18 protein-coding genes are annotated in these 22877 nt (G+C 71.5%); 14 read left to right on the top strand and 4 right to left on the bottom strand.

Going from position 1 to position 22877, the window contains the following annotated elements:
- Positions 1 to 240 precede the first annotated feature (240 nt).
- The 4 genes from AB0A61_RS06815 to AB0A61_RS06800 form a co-directional block, all read right to left on the bottom strand.
- Positions 241 to 2625 (bottom strand): DUF3488 and transglutaminase-like domain-containing protein, encoded by a 2385-nt coding sequence (locus AB0A61_RS06815; RefSeq protein WP_361287193.1) that lies wholly within the window; start codon positions 2623 to 2625, stop codon positions 241 to 243.
- Positions 2622 to 4058 (bottom strand): DUF58 domain-containing protein, encoded by a 1437-nt coding sequence (locus AB0A61_RS06810; RefSeq protein ID WP_361287190.1) that lies wholly within the window; start codon positions 4056 to 4058, stop codon positions 2622 to 2624. Before AB0A61_RS06810 ends, AB0A61_RS06815 begins: the two co-directional genes overlap by 4 nt.
- Positions 4058 to 5095, bottom strand: a complete 1038-nt coding sequence (locus tag AB0A61_RS06805) for a MoxR family ATPase (protein ID WP_361287187.1) — start codon at positions 5093 to 5095, stop codon at positions 4058 to 4060. The genes AB0A61_RS06810 and AB0A61_RS06805 overlap by 1 nt, the downstream gene beginning before the upstream one ends.
- 238 nt (positions 5096 to 5333) lie before the next feature.
- Complete coding sequence (locus tag AB0A61_RS06800; RefSeq protein WP_361287184.1) at positions 5334 to 5876, bottom strand: carbonic anhydrase; 543 nt, start codon at positions 5874 to 5876, stop codon at positions 5334 to 5336.
- Positions 5877 to 6323: 447 nt separating this feature from the next.
- On the opposite strand from AB0A61_RS06800, the gene rsmH reads away from it, so the two are divergent.
- The 14 genes from rsmH to sepF all read left to right on the top strand — a co-directional run bounded on the left by rsmH (position 6324) and on the right by sepF (position 22838).
- Positions 6324 to 7280: a 16S rRNA (cytosine(1402)-N(4))-methyltransferase RsmH gene (gene rsmH / locus AB0A61_RS06795; protein ID WP_361287181.1), complete on the top strand. Its 957-nt coding sequence runs from the start codon at positions 6324 to 6326 to the stop codon at positions 7278 to 7280.
- A gap of 85 nt (positions 7281 to 7365) precedes the next feature.
- A complete protein-coding gene (locus tag AB0A61_RS06790; protein WP_361287178.1) occupies positions 7366 to 8010 on the top strand; it encodes a septum formation initiator family protein in 645 nt (214 codons plus the stop codon).
- 5 nt (positions 8011 to 8015) lie between these two features.
- The gene (locus AB0A61_RS06785) at positions 8016 to 9968 is read left to right on the top strand and encodes a penicillin-binding protein 2 (protein WP_361287175.1); all 1953 of its coding nucleotides are present in this window, start codon (positions 8016 to 8018) and stop codon (positions 9966 to 9968) included.
- Positions 9969 to 10030: 62 nt separating this feature from the next.
- Complete coding sequence (locus tag AB0A61_RS06780) at positions 10031 to 11704, top strand: UDP-N-acetylmuramoyl-L-alanyl-D-glutamate--2,6-diaminopimelate ligase (protein WP_361287172.1); 1674 nt, start codon at positions 10031 to 10033, stop codon at positions 11702 to 11704.
- Positions 11705 to 11708: 4 nt separating this feature from the next.
- Positions 11709 to 13124: a UDP-N-acetylmuramoyl-tripeptide--D-alanyl-D-alanine ligase gene (gene murF, locus AB0A61_RS06775; protein ID WP_361287169.1), complete on the top strand. Its 1416-nt coding sequence runs from the start codon at positions 11709 to 11711 to the stop codon at positions 13122 to 13124.
- On the top strand, positions 13121 to 14194 hold the full coding sequence (mraY, locus tag AB0A61_RS06770; protein WP_361287166.1) for a phospho-N-acetylmuramoyl-pentapeptide-transferase: 1074 nt from the start codon (positions 13121 to 13123) through the stop codon (positions 14192 to 14194). The genes murF and mraY overlap by 4 nt, the downstream gene beginning before the upstream one ends.
- Complete coding sequence (murD, locus tag AB0A61_RS06765; RefSeq protein ID WP_361287348.1) at positions 14191 to 15636, top strand: UDP-N-acetylmuramoyl-L-alanine--D-glutamate ligase; 1446 nt, start codon at positions 14191 to 14193, stop codon at positions 15634 to 15636. Before mraY ends, murD begins: the two co-directional genes overlap by 4 nt.
- A gap of 201 nt (positions 15637 to 15837) precedes the next feature.
- A complete protein-coding gene (gene ftsW, locus AB0A61_RS06760) occupies positions 15838 to 17208 on the top strand; it encodes a putative lipid II flippase FtsW (protein ID WP_361287163.1) in 1371 nt (456 codons plus the stop codon).
- Between the two features lie 6 nt (positions 17209 to 17214).
- On the top strand, positions 17215 to 18303 hold the full coding sequence (gene murG, locus AB0A61_RS06755) for an undecaprenyldiphospho-muramoylpentapeptide beta-N-acetylglucosaminyltransferase (protein ID WP_361287160.1): 1089 nt from the start codon (positions 17215 to 17217) through the stop codon (positions 18301 to 18303).
- 26 nt (positions 18304 to 18329) lie between these two features.
- Positions 18330 to 19124: an FtsQ-type POTRA domain-containing protein gene (locus AB0A61_RS06750; protein ID WP_361287157.1), complete on the top strand. Its 795-nt coding sequence runs from the start codon at positions 18330 to 18332 to the stop codon at positions 19122 to 19124.
- Between the two features lie 286 nt (positions 19125 to 19410).
- Positions 19411 to 20616: a cell division protein FtsZ gene (gene ftsZ, locus AB0A61_RS06745; protein ID WP_361287154.1), complete on the top strand. Its 1206-nt coding sequence runs from the start codon at positions 19411 to 19413 to the stop codon at positions 20614 to 20616.
- Positions 20613 to 21344 carry a peptidoglycan editing factor PgeF gene (gene pgeF / locus AB0A61_RS06740; protein ID WP_361287151.1) on the top strand — a complete coding sequence of 244 codons (732 nt, stop codon included), beginning with the start codon at positions 20613 to 20615 and terminating at the stop codon, positions 21342 to 21344. Before ftsZ ends, pgeF begins: the two co-directional genes overlap by 4 nt.
- Positions 21345 to 21350: 6 nt before the next feature.
- Positions 21351 to 22070, top strand: coding sequence for a YggS family pyridoxal phosphate-dependent enzyme (locus AB0A61_RS06735; protein WP_361287148.1), 720 nt, complete (start codon positions 21351 to 21353; stop codon positions 22068 to 22070).
- Between the two features lie 126 nt (positions 22071 to 22196).
- A complete protein-coding gene (sepF, locus tag AB0A61_RS06730) occupies positions 22197 to 22838 on the top strand; it encodes a cell division protein SepF (RefSeq protein ID WP_361287145.1) in 642 nt (213 codons plus the stop codon).
- The last annotated feature ends 39 nt before the right edge of the window (positions 22839 to 22877 follow it).

Below are 22877 nucleotides of genomic sequence, written 5' to 3'. Positions count from 1 at the left end.
GCGGCTCCCCAAGACATGATCGAGGGGGTGACCACCCCAAGGTGGTCACCCCCTCGATCATGTCCGCACTCCTGCTCCCGTGCTCTCGCCGGAGCGGGCCCCGCGCGGCCGTCCGCGCGCCGAGGGTGCGTGCCTGCCCCCGCGGAGGCACCCCCTGGGACCTGTCCGGCGGATCATGCCGCAGGGAAGTGACGGCATCCGATCGGCCCCCGCGTCTGCGGCATGATCCAACGACACCCCCTAGCCCTGCTGCCCCGACGGTCTGCGCAGGCTCGGCCGGGTGGCCGAGGCGTGTGCCTTCAGCGAAGCCCACCGGGCCGAGAGCGCCCAGGCCAGCCGCGCCGTCGAGCGCGGGACGAACGTGGCGCGCAGCCGGGCGCCGCGGCCGGCCGTGCCGCGCAGGCCCGCGGTGACGCGGCGGACCTCCTCGGCGAGCCCTGCCACCGGGCGTGGGCGCGGCGCGTAGAGCACCTGCTCCACGGCGTCCGCCAGCCGGTGCACCGATGCCGCGGTCACCGGGTCGAGGTGCCCGAGGCGGACGATCCGGGCGGCGGCCTTGCGCGGGGTCTGCGACTCGTCGGGCGGGATACCGAAGTCCCAGGCCGTGTCGGTCAGTTCCTGCCACACGGCGAGGGTGTGGGCCGCCGCGTCCGCCTCGCCGCGCCCGTGTGGGCCGAGGCGGACCGACCGGACGCGGGAGCGCCACAGCAGCGGCGACAGCGGAAGTACGAGGACGGCCAGGCCGCCCAGCGTCCACGTCAGGACCGCGTACCACTTCGGGCCCTTGTCGTCCCGGTGCGGCGCGGCCTGGGCGGCCGGGCTCGCGCACTCCTGCAGTTTCCTCATCACCGGCGTGCAGCCCTGGCTCGCCGAGGGCGCGGTGGACGGCGCCGCGCTCGCCGCATGGGACGGCACCGTCTGGTCCGGCAGCGTGCTGCCCGGGATGTCCGACCGGGTGTAGGACGGCACCGTGCCACGGCTCGGAGTCGGCTCGAACCGGGTCCAGCCGATCCCCTCGAAGTACAGCTCGGGCCAGGCGTGCGCGTCCTTCAGGCCCACCGACACAGTGCCGTCGCCCTGCGGCGCCCCGGGCGCGAAGCCCACGGCGACCCGGGCCGGGATGCCGAGCGTGCGGGCCATCGCGGCCATCGCGAAGGAGTAGTGCACGCAGAAGCCGCGCTTGTCCTTCAGGAACCGCGAGATCGCCTGCGGGCCGCTGCCCACCTCCACCTGGGTGTCGTACTGGAAGCCGCCGGTCGCGGCGAACCAGTCCTGGAGCTTGACCGCCTGCTCGTAGTGGTTCGCCGACCTCGCGGTGACCCGGCGGGCGGTCCTGGCGACGTCCGCCGGAAGTGACGAGGGCACCTTGGTGTACTCGGTCTTCAGGGCGGGCGGCGGCTCCGGTGCCGCGGCGAGCTGGCCCGGCGTCGGCTGCACGTCCAGGCTCTTCACCGTGTACGTCAGGCCGCGCGTGTTCTGGCCGTGATCGCCGACGAGCGTCATGCCGACGGGTTCGTAGCGCCAACTGCCCTTGATGCGAACGCCGCTGGGCGGGTACGGCATCGGCAGCCAGTCCTGGGCGTACCAGTCGGCCGCCGCGATGACGGTGGTGGTCTCCGTGCGTTTGACGTCGCGCCCGAGGCCGGGCGGCGTGGGGAACGAGTCGGGCACGCCGATGATGTGCCGCTGGGACGGCCTCCAGGTGGTGCCGTCGAAGTCGTCCAGGGACACTATGCGCAGATACAGGTCCGAGGTGTTGCCGTTGTCGGTGCGCAGGCTCATGACCGTGCGGTCCTCGTCGACGTTCAGGCTGTCGCGCAGCGACACCAGCGGGTTCACCGCCGAGATCGTGCCCCCGTCGCCGACGCCCGCACCGACGCCGGCCCCGGCCGCGTTCAGCAGGCCGCCCCGCATCGCCGGCAGCGCGAGCGGCACCACCAGGGCCACGCCGAGCGCGACCGCGCCGATACGGCGTCCGGTGCGCGCCGGGGCGACCGCGCTGCTCGGCTCCCCGCCGGCCGCGCGTGACGTCCCGCCGAACACCCGGCCCCACTGGGAGAGCCGGTCCCGCCCCTCGGCCAGCAACAGCATGAGATAGCCGGCGGCCGCGACCAGGAACCACAGCCAGTCGGCGCCGCCGCTGGACAGTCCCGCGGCCACGGAGTACAGCGCGAGCAGCGGCAGTCCCGCCGGAGCCGCGCTGCGGAACGTCACCGCGAGGGTGTCCACGATCAGCCCGATCACCAGGACGCCACCGACCAGCATCAGCCGGATGCCCCCGGTCAGCGGTGCCGGGATCGCGTACCGCCCGACGTCGTCGGAGCCCTGCTGGAGCAGGTCGGCGAAGTGACGGAAGGCGTCCGGGCCGGGGACCAGCCCGGCCAGGGCCTGGCCGCGGGCGAAGACCAGGGTCAGCAGCAGGAGGGTGACCAGGGCCTGCGCCGCCACGGTCAGGGGCCGGGCCAGAGGTACCCGCCGCGCCGCCGCGCCCACGCCCGACTGCACCGCCAGCAGCAGGGTGGCCTGCAGGATCCAGGTCGCCGGGGAGACCAGTGGCAGCAGGGAACACGCCGCCATCAGCGTGGCCGCGGCGGCACACAGCGACAGTCGAGTCCGCCCGCTCATCCCTGTCCCTCCCCAGGGCCCGACGCGCCCACCGCGCCCAGGCCGACCGCGCGGAGGCCCGACGCGCCGACCGCGTCGAAGCCTGCTGCGCCGACCGGGCCGAGGTTCGTGCGCTCCCGGTCCGCCTGGCGCCACACCTCGTCCAGCGAGATGCCCCGCGGCACGCCCACGGCCGTCCAGCCCGCCTCGCGCAACATCCGCAGCCGCTCCTCCGTCCTGTTGCCCGCACCCGGCACGTCGGTCGGCTCCCGCACCCATGCGTCGCTGTCCAGCACGAGGGCGACCGCGCCGCCGCTGCGCTGGCGCATCCTGGCGGCGATGGCCGCCTGCTGCTCGTCGAGATCGCCGAAGAAGGCCACCAGCAGCCCCTCGTTGCCGCCGCGCAGCACGTCGTACGCGCGCGACAGGCCCGCCCCGTCCGAGTGGTCGATCACCGCGAGGGTGTCCATCATCAGACCGGCCGCGTCCGCCGACTCCTGGCTGGCGCCGGCGAACCCGTCGGCGCCCTCGCCGGGCACCGAGCTGCCGGTGTCGGTCAGCAGCCGGACCGAGAAGCCCCGCTCCAGCATGTGCACCAGGACGGACGCGGCGCCGGAGACGGCCCACTCGAAGGCCGAGTCCGGACCCGCACCCCGGAAGGCGAGGCCCCGGGTGTCCAGGAGCACCGTGCAGCGGGCGCGCTGCGGCTGCTCCTCGCGGCGCACCATCAGCTCGCCGTAGCGCGCGGTGGAGCGCCAGTGCACGCGGCGCAGGTCGTCGCCGTAGCGGTACCCGCGCGGGATCACGTCGTCCTCGCCCGCCAGGGCCAGGGAGCGATGCCTGCCGTCCCCGTACCCCTTGGCCTCGCCGCTCAGCCGTACCGGCGGCAGCGGCTCCACCCGCGGGATGACGGTCAGGGTGTCGAACGTCGAGAAGGACCGGGTCAGTTCGCACATCCCGAACGGGTCGGTCAGGCGCAGCTGGAGGGGGCCCAGCGGATAGCGGCCGCGCAGGTCCGAGCGGACCCGGTAGGACACCTCGCGGCGGCCGCCCGGCTCCACCCGGTCGAGTACGAAGCGGGGCCGGGGCCCCAGCACGTACGGAACCCGGTCCTGGAGCATCAGCAGGCCGGTGGGCAGCCGCGAGACGTTGTCCATCCGCAGATGGACCCGGGCCTCGCTGCCCGCCGGCACGCGCGCGGGGGAGAGGCGGCGGCTGCCGGCGACCCGGTAGCGCGTGCGGTAGAGCACGGTCGCGCACACCAGCGGCAGCACCGCGAGCAGCAGGCCCACGCGGAGCAGATCGGGCTGCCCCAGGACGTAGGAGCAGACCGCGGCCGCGACTCCGGCGGCGAGGAAGGAGCGTCCGCGGGTGGTCAGCCCGGTCAGCGCGGTGCGGACGCCGCCCTCCTCGCGCCGGTCGTCCTCCGCGTGCGGCGCGCCCGCGATGGTCATCACAGCCTCCGCGGCGGCTGCTGGCCGAACGCCGGCGTGCCGGTGCCGAGGCCGAAGCCGCCCTGCTGCTGCGGCCCGGCGGGCACCGGGGTGCGCTGCAGGATCTCCTGGACGACCTGCTCCGACGTGCGGCGGTTGAGCTGGGCCTGGGCGGTGGGCAGCAGCCGGTGGGCCAGGACGGCCACGGCGAGGGCCTGCACGTCGTCCGGCAGCGCGTACTCCCGGCCGCTCAGGGCGGCGGACGCCTTCGCCGCGCGCAGCAGGTGCAGCGTCGCGCGCGGCGAGGCGCCGAGTCTGAGGTCGGGGTGGGTACGGGTGGCGGCGACCAGGTCCACCGCGTAGCGCCGGACCGTTTCGGCGACGTGCACGCCTCGTACCGCCTCGACCAGCTTGACGATCTCGTGCGCGTGCGCGACCGGCTGAAGGTCGTCCAGCGGGTTCACCCCGCCGTGGATGTCGAGCATCTGCAGTTCGGCGTCCGGGCTCGGGTAGCCGATGGAGACGCGGGCCATGAAACGGTCGCGCTGCGCCTCGGGCAGCGGGTAGGTGCCCTCCATCTCGACCGGGTTCTGCGTGGCCACCACCATGAACGGACTGGGCAGTTCGTACGTCTGCCCGTCGATGGTGACCTGGCGTTCCTCCATCGACTCCAGCAGGGCCGACTGGGTCTTGGGCGAGGCGCGGTTGATCTCGTCGCCGATCACGATCTGCGCGAAGATCGCGCCCGGCTTGAACTCGAAGTCCCGGCGCTGCTGGTCCCAGATGGACACACCGGTGATGTCCGACGGGAGCAGGTCGGGCGTGAACTGGATGCGCCGCACCGAACAGTCGATGGACCGCGCCAGCGCCTTGGCGAGCATCGTCTTGCCCACGCCGGGGACGTCCTCGATCAGAAGATGTCCCTCGGCGAGCAGCACGGTCAGCGAAAGCCGTACGACCTCGGGCTTGCCCTCGATCACTCCTTCCACCGAACTGCGGACCCGCTCCACAGTGGCAGTCAGATCACTAAGGCTCGCTCGATCGTCATAGGTCGTCACCCGGCCCTCCTCGGCCCGTTCTTTCCGGGCCGACGCTCTGCGATGCGGACCGGCCCACCCCGAAACACGGACACCACGCGGGAATAGTTCCGCGTGACGCCACACCCCGCATTCTTGCTGCCGTTACCGATTCGTGTCACTCGCCTGTGGACAACTGGCCGCGATATGTCGGGTCTTACGGCCTTTTGCGGGTGATGAGGGCGCGAACTGTGCGGGTTTTCCGGGGTGGGTACGGCGGTCAGGCGGGGTCGATCTCGCGCAGCCGGCCCGTCTTCACATCGAAGACGAAACCACGCACGTCGTCGGTGTGCAGCAGGAACGGCGAAGTGCGCACCCGCTGCATCGACTGCCGCACGTCCTGGTCGACGTCCCGGAAGGCCTCCACGGCCCATGCCGGACGCTGGCCGACCTCCATCTCCAGGTCGTGCCGGAACTCCTCGGTGAGGGACTCCAGGCCGCAGCCGGTGTGGTGGATGAGCACGACGCTGCGCGTGCCCAGGGCCCGCTGGCTGATGGTCAGCGAGCGGATCACGTCGTCGGTGACGACACCGCCCGCGTTGCGGATGGTGTGACAGTCACCGAGCTTCAGGCCGAGCGCGGCGTGCAGGTCGAGGCGGGCGTCCATGCAGGCCACGACGGCGACGCCCAGGACGGGGCGGGCGTCCATGCCGGGGTCGGTGAAGGCGGTGGCATAACGCTCGTTGGCTTCGACCAGGCGATCCGTGACGCCGTCCGTTATGGCGCCTTCGGACCCGGTGGGAACTGCTGCAGAAGTCGTCATACTCATGACGTTACTGGTCACCGGTGGTCCAGTCCTGCTGTGAAGGGGGACAAAGAACGCGGGCGTGGCTTGTTGTGAGCGACTCCACACCCTGGGCAAACCGCATCCGTACGGGTGAATGTTTTCGATTCGCGGTGTCGCGGACACTCCGGCGGGCGACGCGCAGGCCGGTTGATTGACCGGGAGACAGGGTGGACTAAAGTGACGCGAAGCGGGAGGCGCGTGCTCTCCCTGCTGGACTGCAATTTCCGGAGACCCCGGCACGCGCCCGGACGGTCTCCCCACGTGCGCGGCGCGTACGTACGGCTCGGCCTCCTCCCGCTCCCGGTCGGCTGACGCCTCCGGCGCCGGCAGGCCTCCCCTTCACCGGGGACACCTTCGGCGTCAGCCGGGGACGGGCGGGGACCCGGCGGTGCGTACCGCCCGCGCCGGACCTGAGAGGCCCCCTTGAGCCAGAGTCGACACGTCCCGGTGATGCTCCAGCGGTGCCTGGATCTGCTGGCTCCCGCCCTGGAGCGGCCGGGAGCGGTGGTCGTCGACTGCACCCTCGGCCTCGGTGGTCACAGCGAGGCGCTGCTCACCCGCTTCCCCGAGGCGCGGCTCGTCGCCCTGGACCGCGACAAGGAGGCGCTGCGCCTGTCCGGCGAGCGCCTCGCCCCGTTCGGTGAGCGCGCCACCCTGGTGCACGCCGTCTACGACGAGTTGCCCGAGGTGCTCGACAGGCTCGGCACCCCGCGCGTGCGGGGCGTGCTGTTCGACCTGGGCGTCTCCTCCATGCAGCTCGACGAGGCCGACCGCGGCTTCGCCTACGCCCAGGACGCGCCCCTGGACATGCGCATGGACCAGACGACCGGCGTCAGCGCCGCGGAGGTCCTCAACACCTACCCGGCCGGCGAACTCGTCCGGATCCTGAGGCAGTACGGCGAGGAGAAGCAGGCCAAGCGGATCGTGGCCGCGATCGTGCGCGAGCGGGAGAAGGAGCCGTTCAGCAACAGCGCCCGGCTGGTGGAGCTGATCCGGGACGCACTGCCGCAGGCCGCCAAGCGCACCGGCGGCAACCCGGCCAAGCGCACCTTCCAGGCGCTGCGCATCGAGGTCAACGGCGAACTCGCCGTCCTGGAGCGGGCCGTCCCGGCCGCGGTCAAGGCGCTCGACGTGGGCGGGCGGATCGCCGTGCTGTCGTACCACTCGCTGGAAGACCGCCTGGTGAAGCAGGTGTTCGCGGCCGGTGCCACCTCGACCGCGCCGCCCGGGCTGCCGGTTGTCCCCGAGCGCTACCAGCCCCGGCTCAAGCTGCTGACGCGTGGTGCCGAACTTCCCACCGAGGAAGAGGTCGCCGAGAACCGGCGGGCGGCACCGGCCCGGCTGCGCGGGGCCGAGCGCATCAGGGAGGACGTCGAGTGAGGCAGGTGACGGGGCGGCCGTGCGGGTTCGGCGGCGCCGCTCCCGCGCGGTGGGTGAGTGGGAAGAGCGGACTCGGGGGGGATGGGTGAACGGGAAACCCGAACTGAGGGGCCGTGCCGCCCGGCTCGCGCGGCTGCTCCCGGCCGGCCGGGGACAGGCCGCCCGCGCCCCCTTCGTCCTCCTCGTGGTGCTTCTGCTCGGCGGCGGCCTGATCGGGCTGCTGGTGCTGAACTCCGCGCTCAGCGAAGGCGCGTTCCAGCTCGACGACCTGCACAAGGACGCCAAGAACCTCACCGACGAGCAGCAGGCCCTGCAGCGGGACATCGACTCCTACTCCGCCCCGGACGCCCTCCAGCGCCGCGCCCGTGCGCTCGGCATGGTGCCCGGCGGCGACCCGGCCTTCCTCAACCCCGACGGCACCGTCAAGGGCGTCCCCTCGGCCGCCCCCGCCGAGCAGTCCGCCCTGGAGGACGTCCCGGTGTCCCTGCGGCCGCCCGAGGCGCTCGAGACCCCGCCGCCCGCCACGGACGGCACACGCCCGAGCGCGCCGCAGACCACGACGCCGACGTCCCCGCAGACCGCGACACCGACCGCCCCGCAGACCGTGCCCCCGGCCCTTCCCCAGGCCGCGCCGCCGGCTCTCCCGGGGAGTGCTCCACCCCCCTACCCGGCCGCTCCGGCCGCCCCGCTGACGACCCAGCCCGCCACGACCCCGACCCCCGGCAGGTGACGGAAGTGTCCGACAGGGAACCGCCGCGCCGCCGCGTGCCCGGACCCGCCAGGCCCGCACGCCCCGGCAGCCGACAGCGCCCCGGCCCCGGCGCCCGCCCCGCCTACCGGCCGACCCCGCGCCGTCCCCCGCCCCCGCGCGTCATCCGGCTCGGCAGCCCGCGGCCGCGCCTGCGCATGGTCGCCCTCGCGCTGACGCTGGTGCTGCTCGTCTTCGTCGTACGGCTGCTCCAGGTGCAGGCCGTCGACGCGAGCGCGTACGCCGCCAAGGCCGACGAGAACCGCTACGTCGTGCACACCCTCGCCGCCGAGCGGGGCGGGATCACCGACCGCAACGGCGTGGCCCTCGCCACCAGCGTCGACGCAGACGACATCACGGCCGACCCCACCATGTTCACGCGCGAGCAGCTGAAGGTCGGCGACGGGCCGGAACAGGCCGCCGCGCTGCTCGCCCCGATCCTCGGCCAGGACCAGGCCGCGCTCGCCAGGAAGCTGCGGACGCGGAACACCCGGTACGTCCTGCTCGCGCGCCGGCAGACCCCGCAGGTCTGGAAGCAGATCAAGGACCTGAAGGCCGCGCTCGTCAGGAAGGCCCAGACCGACAAGACCACGGTCAACGTCCTGGCCGGTGTCTTCGCCGACCCCAGCAGCAAGCGTGTGTATCCCAACGGCGCCCTCGCCGCCGCGATACTGGGCTGGGTCAACGCCGACGGCCGGGGCGGCGGCGGGATCGAGCAGCAGCTGAACAAACAGCTGTCCGGCAAGCCCGGCAAGATCCGCTACGCGCAGTCCGGCGGACGCGAGGTGCCCACGGCCGGTTCCACGGAGACGCCCGCGGTGCCGGGCTCCGACGTCGAGCTCACCATCGACCGCGACATCCAGTGGGCCGCCCAGAACGCCATCACCGAGCAGGTGGAGAAGTCCGGCGCGGACCGTGGCTACGTGATCGTCCAGGACACCCGGACCGGGGAGATCCTCGCCATGGCGAACGCCCCGGGCTTCGACCCCAACGACCTGGCGCACGCCAATGCGGCGGCGCTGGGCAACGCCGCCGTCCAGGACGCCTACGAGCCCGGCTCCACCGCCAAGGTCATGTCGATGGCCGCCGTCCTGCAGGAGAACGCGGCCACGCCGCTGACACATGTCGTCGTGCCCAACCGGCTGCACCGCGGCGACCGGCTGTTCCACGACGACGTCGACCACGACACCTGGTACCTCACGCTCAACGGCGTGCTCGCCAAGTCGAGCAACATCGGCACCATCATGGCCACCGGCCAGCTCGGCAGGACCCAGGCACAGGCCAACCAGGTCCTCTACTCCTACCTGCGCAAGTTCGGCATCGGCAGTCCCAGTGGACTCGGCTTCCCCGGCGAGACCAGGGGCATTCTCGCGCCCCCCGGCCAGTGGTCCACCTCGCAGCAGTACACGATTCCTTTCGGCCAGGGCGTCTCCATCAACGCCATGCAGGCGGCGTCCGTCTACTCGACGATCGCCAACGGCGGCGTCCGCATCCAGCCGACGCTGGTCCGCGGCACCAAGGGGGCCGACGGCCGCTTCACGCCCGCCGCCAAGCCCGCGAAGACGCGGGTGGTGAGCGCGTCGACGGCGAAGACGCTCGCGCAGATGCTGGAGTCCGTGGTGGACGACGAACAGGGCACCGGCATCAAGGCGCGCATCCCCGGGTACCGGGTGGCGGGCAAGACGGGCACGGCCAACCGCGTGGATCCGGCCACCGGCAGGTACCGCGGCTACACCTCGTCCTTCGCCGGGTTCGCCCCCGCCGACAACCCCCGGATCACCGTCTACTGCGCGATCCAGAACGCCACCAGGGGCAGCTACTTCGGCGGCCAGATCTGCGGCCCGATCTACAAGCAGGTCATGGAATTCGCGCTGAAGACGCTCCAGGTGCCGCCGACCGGGGCGCAGCCGGCGAACCTGCCCGTCGACTACAAGCCGTGACCCACCAGCCCTGACCGGCACCGCGCCCCGCACCGCCGGAAGCACCGACCAGGAACCAGCCAGTGACAACGATCACCCCGGACCCCGGGAACAGCACCCCCCTCCCGGGCTCACTTCGCCCGCAGGCGGGTACGCCCGGTACGCTCACCGCCGTGCCACACGCTGATCAGTCCCAAACCACCCAGAAGGGCGCTTCCGTGACATATCCGGGACCGCCGCGACCGGATCGGGTCTCCGCCACACCCCTCGCGGAGCTCGCCGGTCAGCTGGGCGTGACCGCACCGGAGAGCCCGGAGAACGCCGTCGAGGTCACGGGCATCACCCACGACTCGCGCGCCGTGCGCCCCGGCGACCTGTACGCGGCCCTGCCCGGCGCCCGCGCCCACGGCGCGGACTTCGTCACGCAGGCGGCCGGCCTCGGCGCCGTCGCCGTGCTGACGGATCCCACCGGCGCCGACCGGGCCGCCGCGACCGGCCTGCCGGTCCTGGTCGTCGACGACCCGCGCGGACGGATGGGTGAGCTGGCGGCCACGATCTACGGCCGTCCCGGCCGTGAGCTGCTCCAGATCGGCATCACCGGCACCTCCGGCAAGACCACCACCGCCTACCTGGTCGAGGGCGGCCTGAAGACGGTGCGGCCGACCGGACTGACCGGGCTGATCGGCACCGTCGAGATGCGCATCGGCGAGGAGCGCATCAAGTCCGAGCGCACCACCCCCGAAGCCACCGACCTGCAGGCCCTGTTCGCGGTCATGCGCGAACGCGGTGTCGAGGCGGTCGCCATGGAGGTCTCCAGCCACGCCCTGGTGCTCGGGCGCGTCGACGGCTGCGTCTTCGACATCGGCGTATTCACCAACCTCAGCCCGGAACACATGGAGTTCCACTCCGACATGGAGGACTACTACCGGGCCAAGGCGCAGCTGTTCACGCCGGAACGCAGCAAACTCGGCGTGATCAACCACGACGACGAGTACGGACGCCGGCTGGCCGGCGAGGCCACGGTCCCCGTCGTCACCTTCTCCGCCGGGGGCCACCCCGACGCCGACTGGCGCGCCGAGGACGTCCAGGTCGGGCCGATGGACTCGACGTTCACCGTGCTCGGCCCCGAGGGACAGCGGATCAGCGCCAAGTCGCCGCTGCCGGGTCCCTTCAACGTCGCCAACACGCTCGCCGCGATCGTCGCCCTGGCCGCCGCCGGGCTCGACCCGCAGGCCGCAGCCGACGGCATCGCCGCCGTGCCGGGCGTGCCGGGCCGGCTGGAGCGCGTGGACGCCGGACAGCCGTACCTCGCGGTCGTCGACTACGCCCACAAGACGGACGCCGTCGAGTCGGTGCTCAAGGCGCTGCGCAAGGTCACCAAGGGCCGGCTGCACGTCGTGCTCGGCTGCGGCGGCGACCGCGACAGGACCAAGCGCGCGCCGATGGGCGCCGCCGCGGCCCGGCTCGCCGACACGGCCGTACTGACCTCCGACAACCCCCGCTCCGAGGACCCGCTCGCGATCCTCGCGACCATGCTCCAGGGTGCGGCGTCCGTGCCCGCGCACGAGCGCGGCGAGGTGTTCCTCTTCGAGGACCGGGCCGCCGCGATCGCCGCCGCCGTCGGCCGCGCACACCCCGGGGACACCGTGCTGGTCGCGGGCAAGGGCCACGAGCAGGGCCAGGACATCGCCGGAGTGGTCCGTCCCTTCGACGACCGCCAGGTGCTTCGCGAAGCTATCCAGAAGACCCAGGGATGAACTTGTGATCGCCCTCTCTCTCGCCGAGATCGCAGCAGTCGTCGGCGGGCAGACGCACGACATACCGGATCCGTCCGTCCAGGTCACCGGACCCGTCGTCCGGGACTCCCGCGAGACGGTGCCGGGCAGTCTCTTCGTCGCCTTCGTCGGTGAGCGCGTGGACGGCCACGACTACGCGTCCGCGGTGGTGGAGGCGGGCGCGGTCGCCGTGCTGGCGTCGCGCCCCGTCGGCGTGCCCGCGATCGTCGTCGAGGACGTCCAGTCCGCCCTCGGCGCCCTCGCCCGCCACGTCGTACGACGGCTCGGCGCGACCCTCGTGGCCCTCACCGGCTCGGCCGGCAAGACCAGCACCAAGGACCTCGTCGCCCAGGTGCTGCGGCGCAAGGCGCCGACCGTGTTCACGCCCGGCTCCCTGAACAACGAGATCGGGCTGCCGCTCACCGCGCTCAGCGCCACCGAGGAGACCAGGTTCCTCGTGCTGGAAATGGGCGCCCGCGGCATCGGCCACATCCGCTACCTCACCGAGCTGACCCCGCCGCGGATCGGCCTCGTGCTGAACGTCGGCACCGCGCACATCGGTGAGTTCGGCGGTCGCGAGCAGATCGCGCAGGCGAAGGGCGAGTTGGTCGAGGCGCTGCCTGCCGCGGAGGACGGCGGTGCGGCGATCCTCAACGCCGACGACCCGTTGGTCCGGGCCATGGCCTCCCGAACGAAGGCCAAGGTGATCCTTTTCGGAGAGTCCGGCGAAGCGGACGTACGCGCCGAGAACGTGAGACTCACGGACAGCGGACAGCCCGCATTCAGGCTCCACACACCCTCCGGTGCAAGCGATGTGACCATGCGCCTGTACGGTGAGCACCACGTGTCGAACGCGCTCGCCGCGGCCGCCGTCGCTCATGAGCTGGGCATGTCCGCGGAAGAGATCGCCACCGCGCTCTCCGAGGCGGGCTCCCTCTCCCGCTGGCGGATGGAGGTCACCGAGCGCCCGGACGGCGTGACCATCGTCAACGACGCCTACAACGCCAACCCCGAGTCCATGCGGGCCGCCCTCCGGGCGCTCGCGGCCATGGGCAAGGGGCGCCGCACGTGGGCGGTGCTCGGCAAGATGGCCGAGCTCGGGGACGAGGCGCTCGCCGAGCACGACGCGGTCGGGCGGCTCGCCGTCCGGCTCAACGTCAGCAAGCTCGTCGCGGTCGGGGGGATCGAAGCCTCCTGGCTGCAACTGGGCGCATATAACGAGGGTTCGTGGGGTGAGGAGTCGGTGCACGTGTCCGACGCACAGGCGGCGATCGACCTGTTGCGCAGCGAGTTGCGCCCGGGGGACGTCGTACTCGTGAAGGCGTCCCGTTCGGTCGGCCTGGAAAGCGTCGCCCAGGCGCTCATCGAGACCGGTGCCGAGGGTGAGGTCGCCGCCCGATGATGAACCAGATCCTGTTCTCGGGAGTCATTGGCCTCTTCCTGACGCTGGTCGGCACCCCGCTGCTGATCAAGCTCCTGGCCCGCAAGGGCTACGGCCAGTACATCCGTGACGACGGCCCGCGCGAGCACGCCAGCAAGCGGGGTACGCCGACCATGGGTGGGATCGCCTTCATCCTGGCGACGATCGCCGCCTACTTCCTCAGCAAGGTGATCACCGGCAAGCCGCCGACGTACTCCGGCGTGCTGGTCCTCGGCCTGATGTTCGGTATGGGCCTGGTCGGCTTCCTGGACGACTACATCAAGATCGTCAAGCGCCGGTCACTGGGTCTGCGGGCCAAGGCCAAGATGGCCGGCCAGCTGATCGTCGGTATCGGCTTCGCGGTGCTGTCGCTGATGTTCTCCGACGCGCGCGGCAACACCCCGGCGTCCACGAAGCTGTCGTTCATCACGGACTTCGGCTGGTCGATCGGCCCGGTGCTGTTCGTGCTCTGGGCGCTGTTCATGATCCTCGCGATGTCGAACGGCGTGAACCTGACGGACGGCCTGGACGGTCTGGCCACCGGCGCCTCCGTGCTCGTCTTCGGCGCCTACACCTTCATCGGCGTGTGGCAGTTCCAGGAGTCCTGCGCCAACGCGCAGACCCTGACCAACCCGAACGCCTGCTACGAGGTGCGCGATCCGCTCGACCTCGCCGTCGTCGCCTCCGCGCTGATGGGAGCCTGCCTCGGCTTCCTGTGGTGGAACACCTCACCCGCCAAGATCTTCATGGGTGACACCGGTTCGCTCGCGCTCGGCGGTGTCCTCACGGGCCTGGCCATCCTCTCCCGCACGGAGCTGCTGGTGGCCATCATGGGCGGTCTGTTCGTCCTCATCACCATGTCGGTCGTCATCCAGGTCGGCTCCTTCCGGCTCACCGGAAAGCGGGTCTTCCGGATGGCGCCACTCCAGCACCACTTCGAACTCAAAGGCTGGTCCGAGGTTCTGGTGGTGGTCCGCTTCTGGATCATCCAGGGCATCTGTGTGATTGTCGGACTGGGCCTCTTCTACGCGGGATGGGCAGCGGAAAAATGACCTCCTCGGTGCCTTCCGGGCCTCGTGAGCCCTCCGAGTTCCAGGGCAGGCGCGTCACCGTCGCCGGCCTCGGCGTCTCCGGCGTCCCGGCGGCCAAGGTGCTGCACGGGCTCGGCGCGGCGGTCACCGTCGTCAACGACGGCGACGACGAGCGCGCCCGGGCGCAGGCCGCCGAACTGGAGGCCCTGGGCATCACGGTGCGCCTCGGCGACGGGGACACCCTGCCCGAGTTCACCGAGCTGATCGTCACCGCGCCCGGCTGGAAGCCGGACAAGCCGCTGTTCCACGCCGCCGAGAAGGCCGGCGTGCCGGTCTGGGGCGACGTGGAACTGGCCTGGCGGCTGCGCGGCCCCGACGCCCCGCCGTGGCTGGCCGTCACCGGCACCAACGGCAAGACCACCACCGTGCAGATGCTCGCCTCCATCCTGAGGGCGGCGGGCCTGCGCACGGCGGCGGTCGGCAACATCGGTGTCTCGCTGCTCGACGTGGTGCTCGACGAGGAGCGGTACGGAGAGCTCGACGTACTCGCCGTCGAGCTCTCCAGCTACCAACTGCACTGGGCGCCCTCCCTGCGGGCGCACTCCGCGGCGGTGCTCAACCTGGCCCCCGACCACCTCGACTGGCACGGCTCCATGGAGGCCTACGCCGCCGACAAGGGCCGTGTCTACGAGGGCAATCGGGTCGCCTGCGTCTACAACGTCGCCGACCGGGCCACCGAGGACCTGGTCCGCGAGGCGGACGTCGAGGAGGGCTGCCGGGCCATCGGCTTCACCCTCGGCACCCCCGGCCCCTCCCAACTCGGCGTGGTGGACGGCATCCTGGTCGACCGTGCCTTCGTGGAGAACCGGCAGAAGAACGCCCAGGAGCTCGCCGAGGTCTCCGACGTCAACCCGCCGGCCCCGCACAACATCGCCAACGCCCTCGCCGCGGCCGCCCTCGCCCGGGCCTTCGGCGTCCCGCCGCAGGCCGTACGGGACGGCCTGCGGGCCTTCACCCCGGACGCCCACCGCATCGCGCACGTGGCGGACGTGGACGGCGTCGCGTACGTCGACGACTCCAAGGCCACCAACACGCACGCGACGGAAGCCTCGTTGGCGGCATACGAGTCGATCGTATGGATTGCGGGCGGTCTGGCGAAGGGCGCGACCTTCGACGAGCTGGTCGCCAAGTCGGCGAAGCGACTTCGGGGCGCGGTGCTCATCGGTGCCGATCGAGCGCTGATCCGCGACGCCCTCGCGCGACACGCCCCGGAAGTACCCGTCGTCGACCTCGACCGGACCGACACTGGGGCGATGCTCCAGGCCGTCCAGGAGGCACAGCGGCTCGCACAGCCCGGTGACACCGTGCTGCTGGCCCCGGCCTGCGCCTCCATGGACATGTTCGCCAACTACAACAGGCGCGGTGACGCGTTCGCCCAAGCGGTGCGCGAACTCGGCGCCTGACCCGGCCGCCTGCCGGGCGACCTTGGGAGGGACGCGTGCGACGCGCGAGTGAGCCGGAGGGGCGTGTCTGCGCCGAGAGGGAGAGCGGGCGCAGGCCGCGAAGCGGTCGAGCGCGGTCGGCCGTCTGCGCGGGCCGTCGCGCTCCGGAGGCGGAGCGAGCCGGAAGAGCGCGGCCCCGGCCGGCGTACAGGGGAGGTGCCGATGCCCGGTAGCCGTACCCGCCGGCCGCCCGTCCAGCGGGCCGTCGGGCGGCCCGCGGCTGCCCGGCCGCCCCGGCAGGACTCCGCACGGCGGCTGGTCATCCGGGCGCGCAAGGCCTGGGACCGGCCGCTGACCGCGTACTACCTGGTCCTCGGCGGCAGCCTGCTGATCACCGTGCTGGGCCTGGTGATGGTCTACTCGGCCTCCCAGATCACGGCGCTGCAGATGGCACTGCCGGGCTCGTACTTCTTCCGCAAACAGCTGCTCGCGGCCGTGATCGGCTCGGGGCTGCTGTTCGCCGCGTCCCGCATGCCGGTGAAACTGCACCGGGCCCTCGCCTACCCGATCCTCGCGGGCGCCGTGTTCCTGATGGCACTGGTGCAGGTGCCGGGGATAGGGATGTCGGTCAACGGCAACCAGAACTGGATCTCCGTGGGCGGCTCCTTCCAGATCCAGCCCAGCGAGATCGGCAAGCTGGCGCTGGTGCTGTGGGGCGCCGACCTGCTCGCCCGCAAGCAGGAGCGGAAGCTGCTCACGCAGTGGAAGCACATGCTGGTACCGCTCGTGCCGGCCGCCTTCATACTGCTCGGTCTGATCATGCTCGGCGGCGACATGGGCACGGCGATGATCCTCACCGCGATCCTCTTCGGCCTGCTGTGGCTGGCGGGTGCGCCGACGCGGCTGTTCGTGGGCGTACTGTCGATCGCCTCCGCGATCGGTGCGCTCCTGATCAAGACGAGCCCCAACCGGATGGACCGGCTCGCCTGCATCGGCGCCACCGACCTGGGCCCGGGCGGCACCTGCTGGCAGGCGGTGCACGGCATCTACGCCCTCGCCTCGGGCGGTATCTTCGGCTCCGGGCTCGGCGCCAGTGTGGAAAAATGGGGGCAACTTCCCGAGGCCCACACCGACTTCATCTTCGCCGTCACCGGTGAGGAGCTGGGTCTGGCGGGGACGCTGTCGGTGCTCGCCCTGTTCGCGGCTCTAGGCTATGCGGGCATTCGCGTGGCCGGTCGCACGGAGGACCCCTTCGTGAGGTATGCCGCGGGAGGTGTGACCACCTGGATCACCGCGCAGGCGGTGATCAACATCGGTGCGGTGCTCGGTCTGCTGCCGATCGCCGGCGTCCCGCTCCCGCTGTTCTCCTACGGGGGCTCCGCCCTGCTGCCGACCATGTTCGCCATCGGGCTGCTGATCGCCTTCGCGCGCGACGAGCCCGGTGCGCGGGCGGCGCTTGCCATGCGGCAACCTCGCTTTGGTAGAAAGCGGGCAGGAGGTTCTGCGTCCGGTCGGGGTTCCGACCGAGGGCCTCGGAGATGGAACACGATGCGACGGCGTGCCTCAGCGGCGCGTTCGTCCGGAGAGCGGTGAATTTCGGTGCATGTCGTACTCGCCGGCGGGGGCACCGCGGGCCACATCGAGCCCGCGCTCGCCCTCGCGGACGCCCTGCGCAGGCAGGACCCGACCGTGGGGATCACGGCCCTGGGCACGGAGCGCGGCCTGGAGACCAAGCTGGTACCGCAGCGGGGCTACGAGCTCGCGCTGATCCCGGCGGTGCCGCTGCCGCGCAGGCCCACCCCCGAGCTGATCACCGTCCCGGGTCGGCTGCGCGGCACCATCAAGGCCGCCGAGCAGATCCTGGAGCGGACCAAGGCGGACGCCGTCGTCGGCTTCGGCGGCTATGTGGCCCTGCCCGGCTACCTGGCCGCCAAGCGGCTCGGGGTCCCGATCGTGATCCACGAGGCGAACGCCCGACCGGGCCTGGCCAACAAGATCGGTTCGCGCTACGCGGCCCAGGTCGCCGTCTCCACCCCCGACAGCAAGCTCCGGGGCGCCCGCTACATCGGCATCCCGCTGCGCCGCTCGATCGCCACCCTGGACCGGGCGGCCGCGCGGCCCGAGGCCCGTGCGCTGTTCGGGCTCGACCCCAACCTGCCGACGCTGCTGGTCTCCGGCGGCTCGCAGGGCGCCCGCCGCCTCAACGAGGTGGTCCAGCAGGTCGCTCCCTACCTCCAGCAGGCGGGGATCCAGATCCTGCACGCGGTCGGCCCGAAGAACGAATTGCCGCAGGTGCACCAGATGCCGGGCATGCCCCCCTACATCCCGGTAAGTTACCTGGACCGGATGGATCTCGCGTACGCCGCGGCCGACATGATGCTCTGCCGCGCGGGCGCGATGACCGTCGCCGAACTCTCCGCCGTCGGGCTCCCGGCCGCCTATGTCCCGCTGCCCATCGGCAACGGCGAACAGCGACTGAACGCCCAGCCGGTGGTCAAGGCCGGCGGCGGACTGCTGGTCGACGACGCGGAACTGACCCCGGACTGGGTGCAGCAGAACGTTCTGCCCGTGCTCGCCGACCCGCACCGGTTGTACCAGATGTCCCGTTCCGCCAGCGAGTTCGGGCGCCGGGACGCCGACGAACTGCTCGTCGGCATGGTGTACGAGGCGATCGCCTCGCACCGTTAGGACCGTATGCACGGAGGGCAGAGAGCGTGGCCGGACCGACGACCGCCGAGCGCGGTGAACGCCAGCAGCAGAGGTCCGGCCCGCCCCTGATCCGCCGGTTGAGACACCGCCGCTTTCGTGTGATCGTCATTTTGGCGGTTGTCGTACTACTTCTCGCTGCCGGCTCCCTCTGGTTGCTGTACGGCTCGTCGTGGACGCGGGTGGAGCGGGTGTCGGTCTCCGGCACCCGGGTTCTGACGCCCGCGCAGGTGCGTCAGGCCGCCGCGGTGCCGGTCGGGACGCCGCTGATTTCCGTGGACACCGATGCGATCGCGGCCCGGCTGCGACGTGAATTGCCCCGAATTGACTCGGTTGACGTCGTTCGCTCATGGCCCCGCGAAATCGGACTGAAAGTGGTTGAGCGCACTCCGGTCCTGGTGGAGGAAAAGGGCGGAAACTTCATCGAAGTGGACGCTCGAGGTGTCCGATTCGCCACGGTTTCGCAGGCACCGAAAGGCGTACCGGCCCTGGAATTGTCCCTTTCCCGCTCCAGCTCCGCGGCCGCGAGTCTGCGGCGCTTCGGCGAGGACGGGCTGGTGCGGGAGGCGGTCGGGGTCGCCGGGCGGATTCCCGCCGCGATCGCGCGCGACACCCGTGCCGTCAAGGTCCGCACCTTCGACGACATCTCGCTGGAGTTGGACGGCGGCCGCACCGTCGAGTGGGGAAGCGGCGAGAAGAGCTCGCAGAAGGCCCGTGTACTCCTCGCCCTGATGAAAGCGGCGCCGGGTGCGCGGCACTTCGACGTCAGTGTCCCCACCGCCCCGGTGTCATCAGGGAGTTGACGCACATCCGCGCAGGCCAGCACCCTGGTTGGGCACCGCTATGCCTGATCACATAGGGTGAAAAGAAAAACGGGAGGTTCGGCGTGTTCGTTGAACGGGCGCCACTTGTCGACTTAGTGTCCTGTTTCGAAGACTTCAGGGAACAGACACACTGGTAACCCTAAACTTCAGGGTTAGGGTTCGGGTCGGCGTTCGGACCGTCCCATTCGGCATCAGTCGTCGGATCGCGGAGTGCAAGGCACTCCGGGACCCGGCGACACGTAACTCGAGGCGAGAGGCCTTCGACGTGGCAGCACCGCAGAACTACCTCGCAGTCATCAAAGTCATCGGTGTCGGCGGCGGTGGTGTCAATGCCATCAACCGGATGATCGAGGTCGGTCTCAAGGGCGTCGAGTTCATCGCCATCAACACCGACGCGCAGGCGCTGTTGATGAGCGACGCCGACGTCAAACTCGACGTCGGCCGCGAACTCACCCGCGGACTCGGCGCCGGAGCCAACCCGGCCGTCGGCCGCAAGGCCGCCGAGGACCACCGCGAGGAGATCGAGGAAGTCCTCAAGGGGGCCGACATGGTCTTCGTGACGGCCGGTGAAGGCGGCGGCACCGGCACCGGCGGCGCGCCCGTCGTGGCCAACATCGCCCGCTCGCTGGGCGCCCTCACCATCGGCGTGGTCACGCGCCCGTTCACCTTCGAGGGACGGCGCCGCGCCAACCAGGCCGAGGACGGCATCGCCGAGCTCCGCGAGGAGGTCGACACCCTCATCGTGATCCCCAACGACCGGCTGCTGTCCATCTCGGACCGCCAGGTCAGCGTGCTCGACGCGTTCAAGTCCGCGGACCAGGTGCTGCTGTCCGGTGTGCAGGGCATCACCGACCTCATCACCACCCCCGGCCTGATCAACCTCGACTTCGCCGACGTGAAGTCGGTCATGTCCGAGGCCGGCTCGGCCCTCATGGGCATCGGCTCGGCCCGCGGCGACGACCGCGCGGTGGCCGCGGCGGAGATGGCGATCTCCTCGCCGCTGCTCGAAGCCTCCATCGACGGCGCCCGCGGCGTTCTGCTCTCCATCTCCGGCGGCTCCGACCTCGGACTGTTCGAGATCAACGAGGCCGCCCAGCTGGTCAGCGAGGCCGCCCACCCCGAGGCCAACATCATCTTCGGCGCGGTCATCGACGACGCCCTCGGCGACGAGGTCCGGGTCACCGTGATCGCGGCCGGCTTCGACGGTGGCCAGCCCCCGGCCCGGCGGGACAACGTTCTCGGCTCGGCCTCGTCCCCGGCCCGGCGCGAGGAGCCGGTCCCGGCACGCCAGGCCGAGAGCCGCCCGACCTTCGGCTCGCTGGGCAGCGTGACGCCGAAGGAGGAGCCGGAGCCCGCCGCGCCGGAGCCGGTGAACGACATCCCGGCCGCCGCCCCGCCGGTGACGCCCTCGCCGCGGACCTACACGGACAGCGGCGCCGAGGAACTGGACGTTCCGGACTTCCTCAAGTGATAGGACAGCGCGACACCGTGAACGGCGCGCACTTCGCCTTCACCGACCGGTGGGGCGGGGTGAGCGCCGTTCCGTACGAGGAGCTCAACCTCGGTGGGGCGGTCGGCGACGACCCAGCCGCCGTACGGACCAACCGTGAACTGTCCGCCGCTTCGCTCGGGCTCGACCCCGCCCGGGTGGTCTGGATGAAGCAGGTGCACGGGGCGGACGTGGCGGTCGTCGACGGGCCGTGGGGATCCGCGGCCGACATCCCGTCCGTCGACGCCATCGTCACCGCGCGGCGCGGCCTGCCGCTCGCCGTGCTCACCGCCGACTGCACTCCGGTGCTGCTCGCCGACCCGGTCGCCGGGGTCGCCGCCGCGGCCCACGCGGGCCGGCCCGGCATGGTCGCCGGAATCGTCCCGGCCGCCGTACGGGCCATGGTGGAACTCGGCGCCGATCCGGCCCGGATCCTCGCCCGCACCGGGCCCGCCGTCTGCGGGCGGTGCTACGAGGTGCCGGAGGCGATGCGCGCCGAGGTGGCCGCCGTCGAGCCGGCGGCGCACGCCGAGACGAGTTGGGGCACACCGGCAGTCGATGTGAGCGCCGGGGTGCACGCTCAGCTGGAGCGCCTGGGGGTGCACGACCGGGAGCAGTCGCCGGTGTGCACGCTGGAGTCGGGCGACCACTTCTCGTACCGCCGTGACCGCACCACCGGGCGGCTCGCGGGCTATGTGTGGCTGGACTGATGGGGCATGAAGGACCGTAAGGACGAACTCGCCGGAAACCTGGCGAAGGTGGAGCAGCGCATCGCCGCCGCGTGCGCGGCCGCGGGCCGCCGGCGGGAGGAGGTGACCCTCATCGTGGTCACCAAGACCTATTCCGCGGCGGATGTGCGGATCCTGTCGGAACTCGGCGTGCGCCACGTCGCCGAGAACCGCGACCAGGAGGCGGCCCCCAAGGCCGCCGCATGTGCGGATCTGCCCCTTACTTGGCATTTTGTTGGTCAACTTCAGACCAACAAGGTGCGGTCGGTGGTCGGTTATGCGGACGTCGTGCAGTCCGTGGACCGCTCCCGGCTCGTTGCGGCCCTGTCGAAGGAGGCTGTGCGCGCGGAGCGCGAACTCGGCTGCCTCCTCCAGGTCGCGCTCGACGCGGGCGAGCGCGCGCGGGGGGAGCGGGGAGGCGTGGCGCCCGGTGGAATCGAAGAGTTGGCCGCCCTTGTCGCCCGGGCCCCGGGGCTGCGGCTCGACGGACTGATGACCGTCGCCCCGCTCACCGGGGAGTACGCCGGGCGTCAACAGGCGGCGTTCGAGCGGCTCATGGATTTGTCGACCGACCTGCGCAGGGCCCATCCGGCTGCCACCATGGTCTCTGCAGGGATGAGCGCGGATCTCGAACAGGCCGTGGCCGCCGGGGCGACACATGTGCGCGTCGGCACCGCGGTACTCGGAGTCCGCCCCAGGCTCGGGTAACGTCGCCAGGAAGTCGGACCACAGCAGAAAATATGGTCAGTACCGCCGAACGCGGCGCAACGACCTCGTGGATCGCGGGACTTGGCAGTCGTCAGCCGATCCACCACAGAGCGGAGGACTCAGAGCATGGCCGGCGCGATGCGCAAGATGGCGGTCTACCTCGGCCTCGTGGAGGACGATGGGTACGACGGCCGGGGATTCGACCCCGATGACGACTTCGAACCCGAACTTGACCCGGAGCCCGAGCGGGACCGCCGACGGCACGAGCCGTCGCACCAGCCGCACGGAACACATCAGCCTCAAAGGGATGAACCGGTACGAGTGGTGCAGCCTCCGGCACCTCGTGAGCCGGTCTCCCACTCCGCTTCGCTCCCGGCGGAATCGGGCCGCCCGGCGCGCATCGCGCCCGTGGCATCCATCACACAAGAACGCCAGTCCCTGGAGAAGAACGCACCGGTGATCATGCCCAAGGTCGTGTCGGAACGAGAGCCGTACCGGATCACCACGCTGCACCCCCGGACCTACAACGAGGCCCGTACCATCGGGGAACACTTCCGTGAAGGTACCCCGGTGATCATGAATCTGACTGAGATGGACGACACAGACGCCAAGCGACTTGTCGACTTTGCGGCCGGTTTGGTGTTTGGTCTTCACGGCAGCATCGAGCGGGTGACGCAGAAGGTGTTCCTGTTGTCGCCTGCTAACGTCGATGTCACGGCGGAGGACAAGGCCCGCATCGCAGAGGGCGGGTTCTTCAACCAGAGCTGAGACGCACCACCGGACGACGCACGGAACAGGGGAGAGGGA

Origin of the sequence: Streptomyces sp. NPDC046197 (genome assembly GCF_040646295.1) — a bacterium.
Lineage (GTDB): Bacteria > Actinomycetota > Actinomycetes > Streptomycetales > Streptomycetaceae > Streptomyces.
Note: the sequence above shows the minus strand (reverse complement) of the source record. Positions and strands in the feature narration are given on the sequence as shown.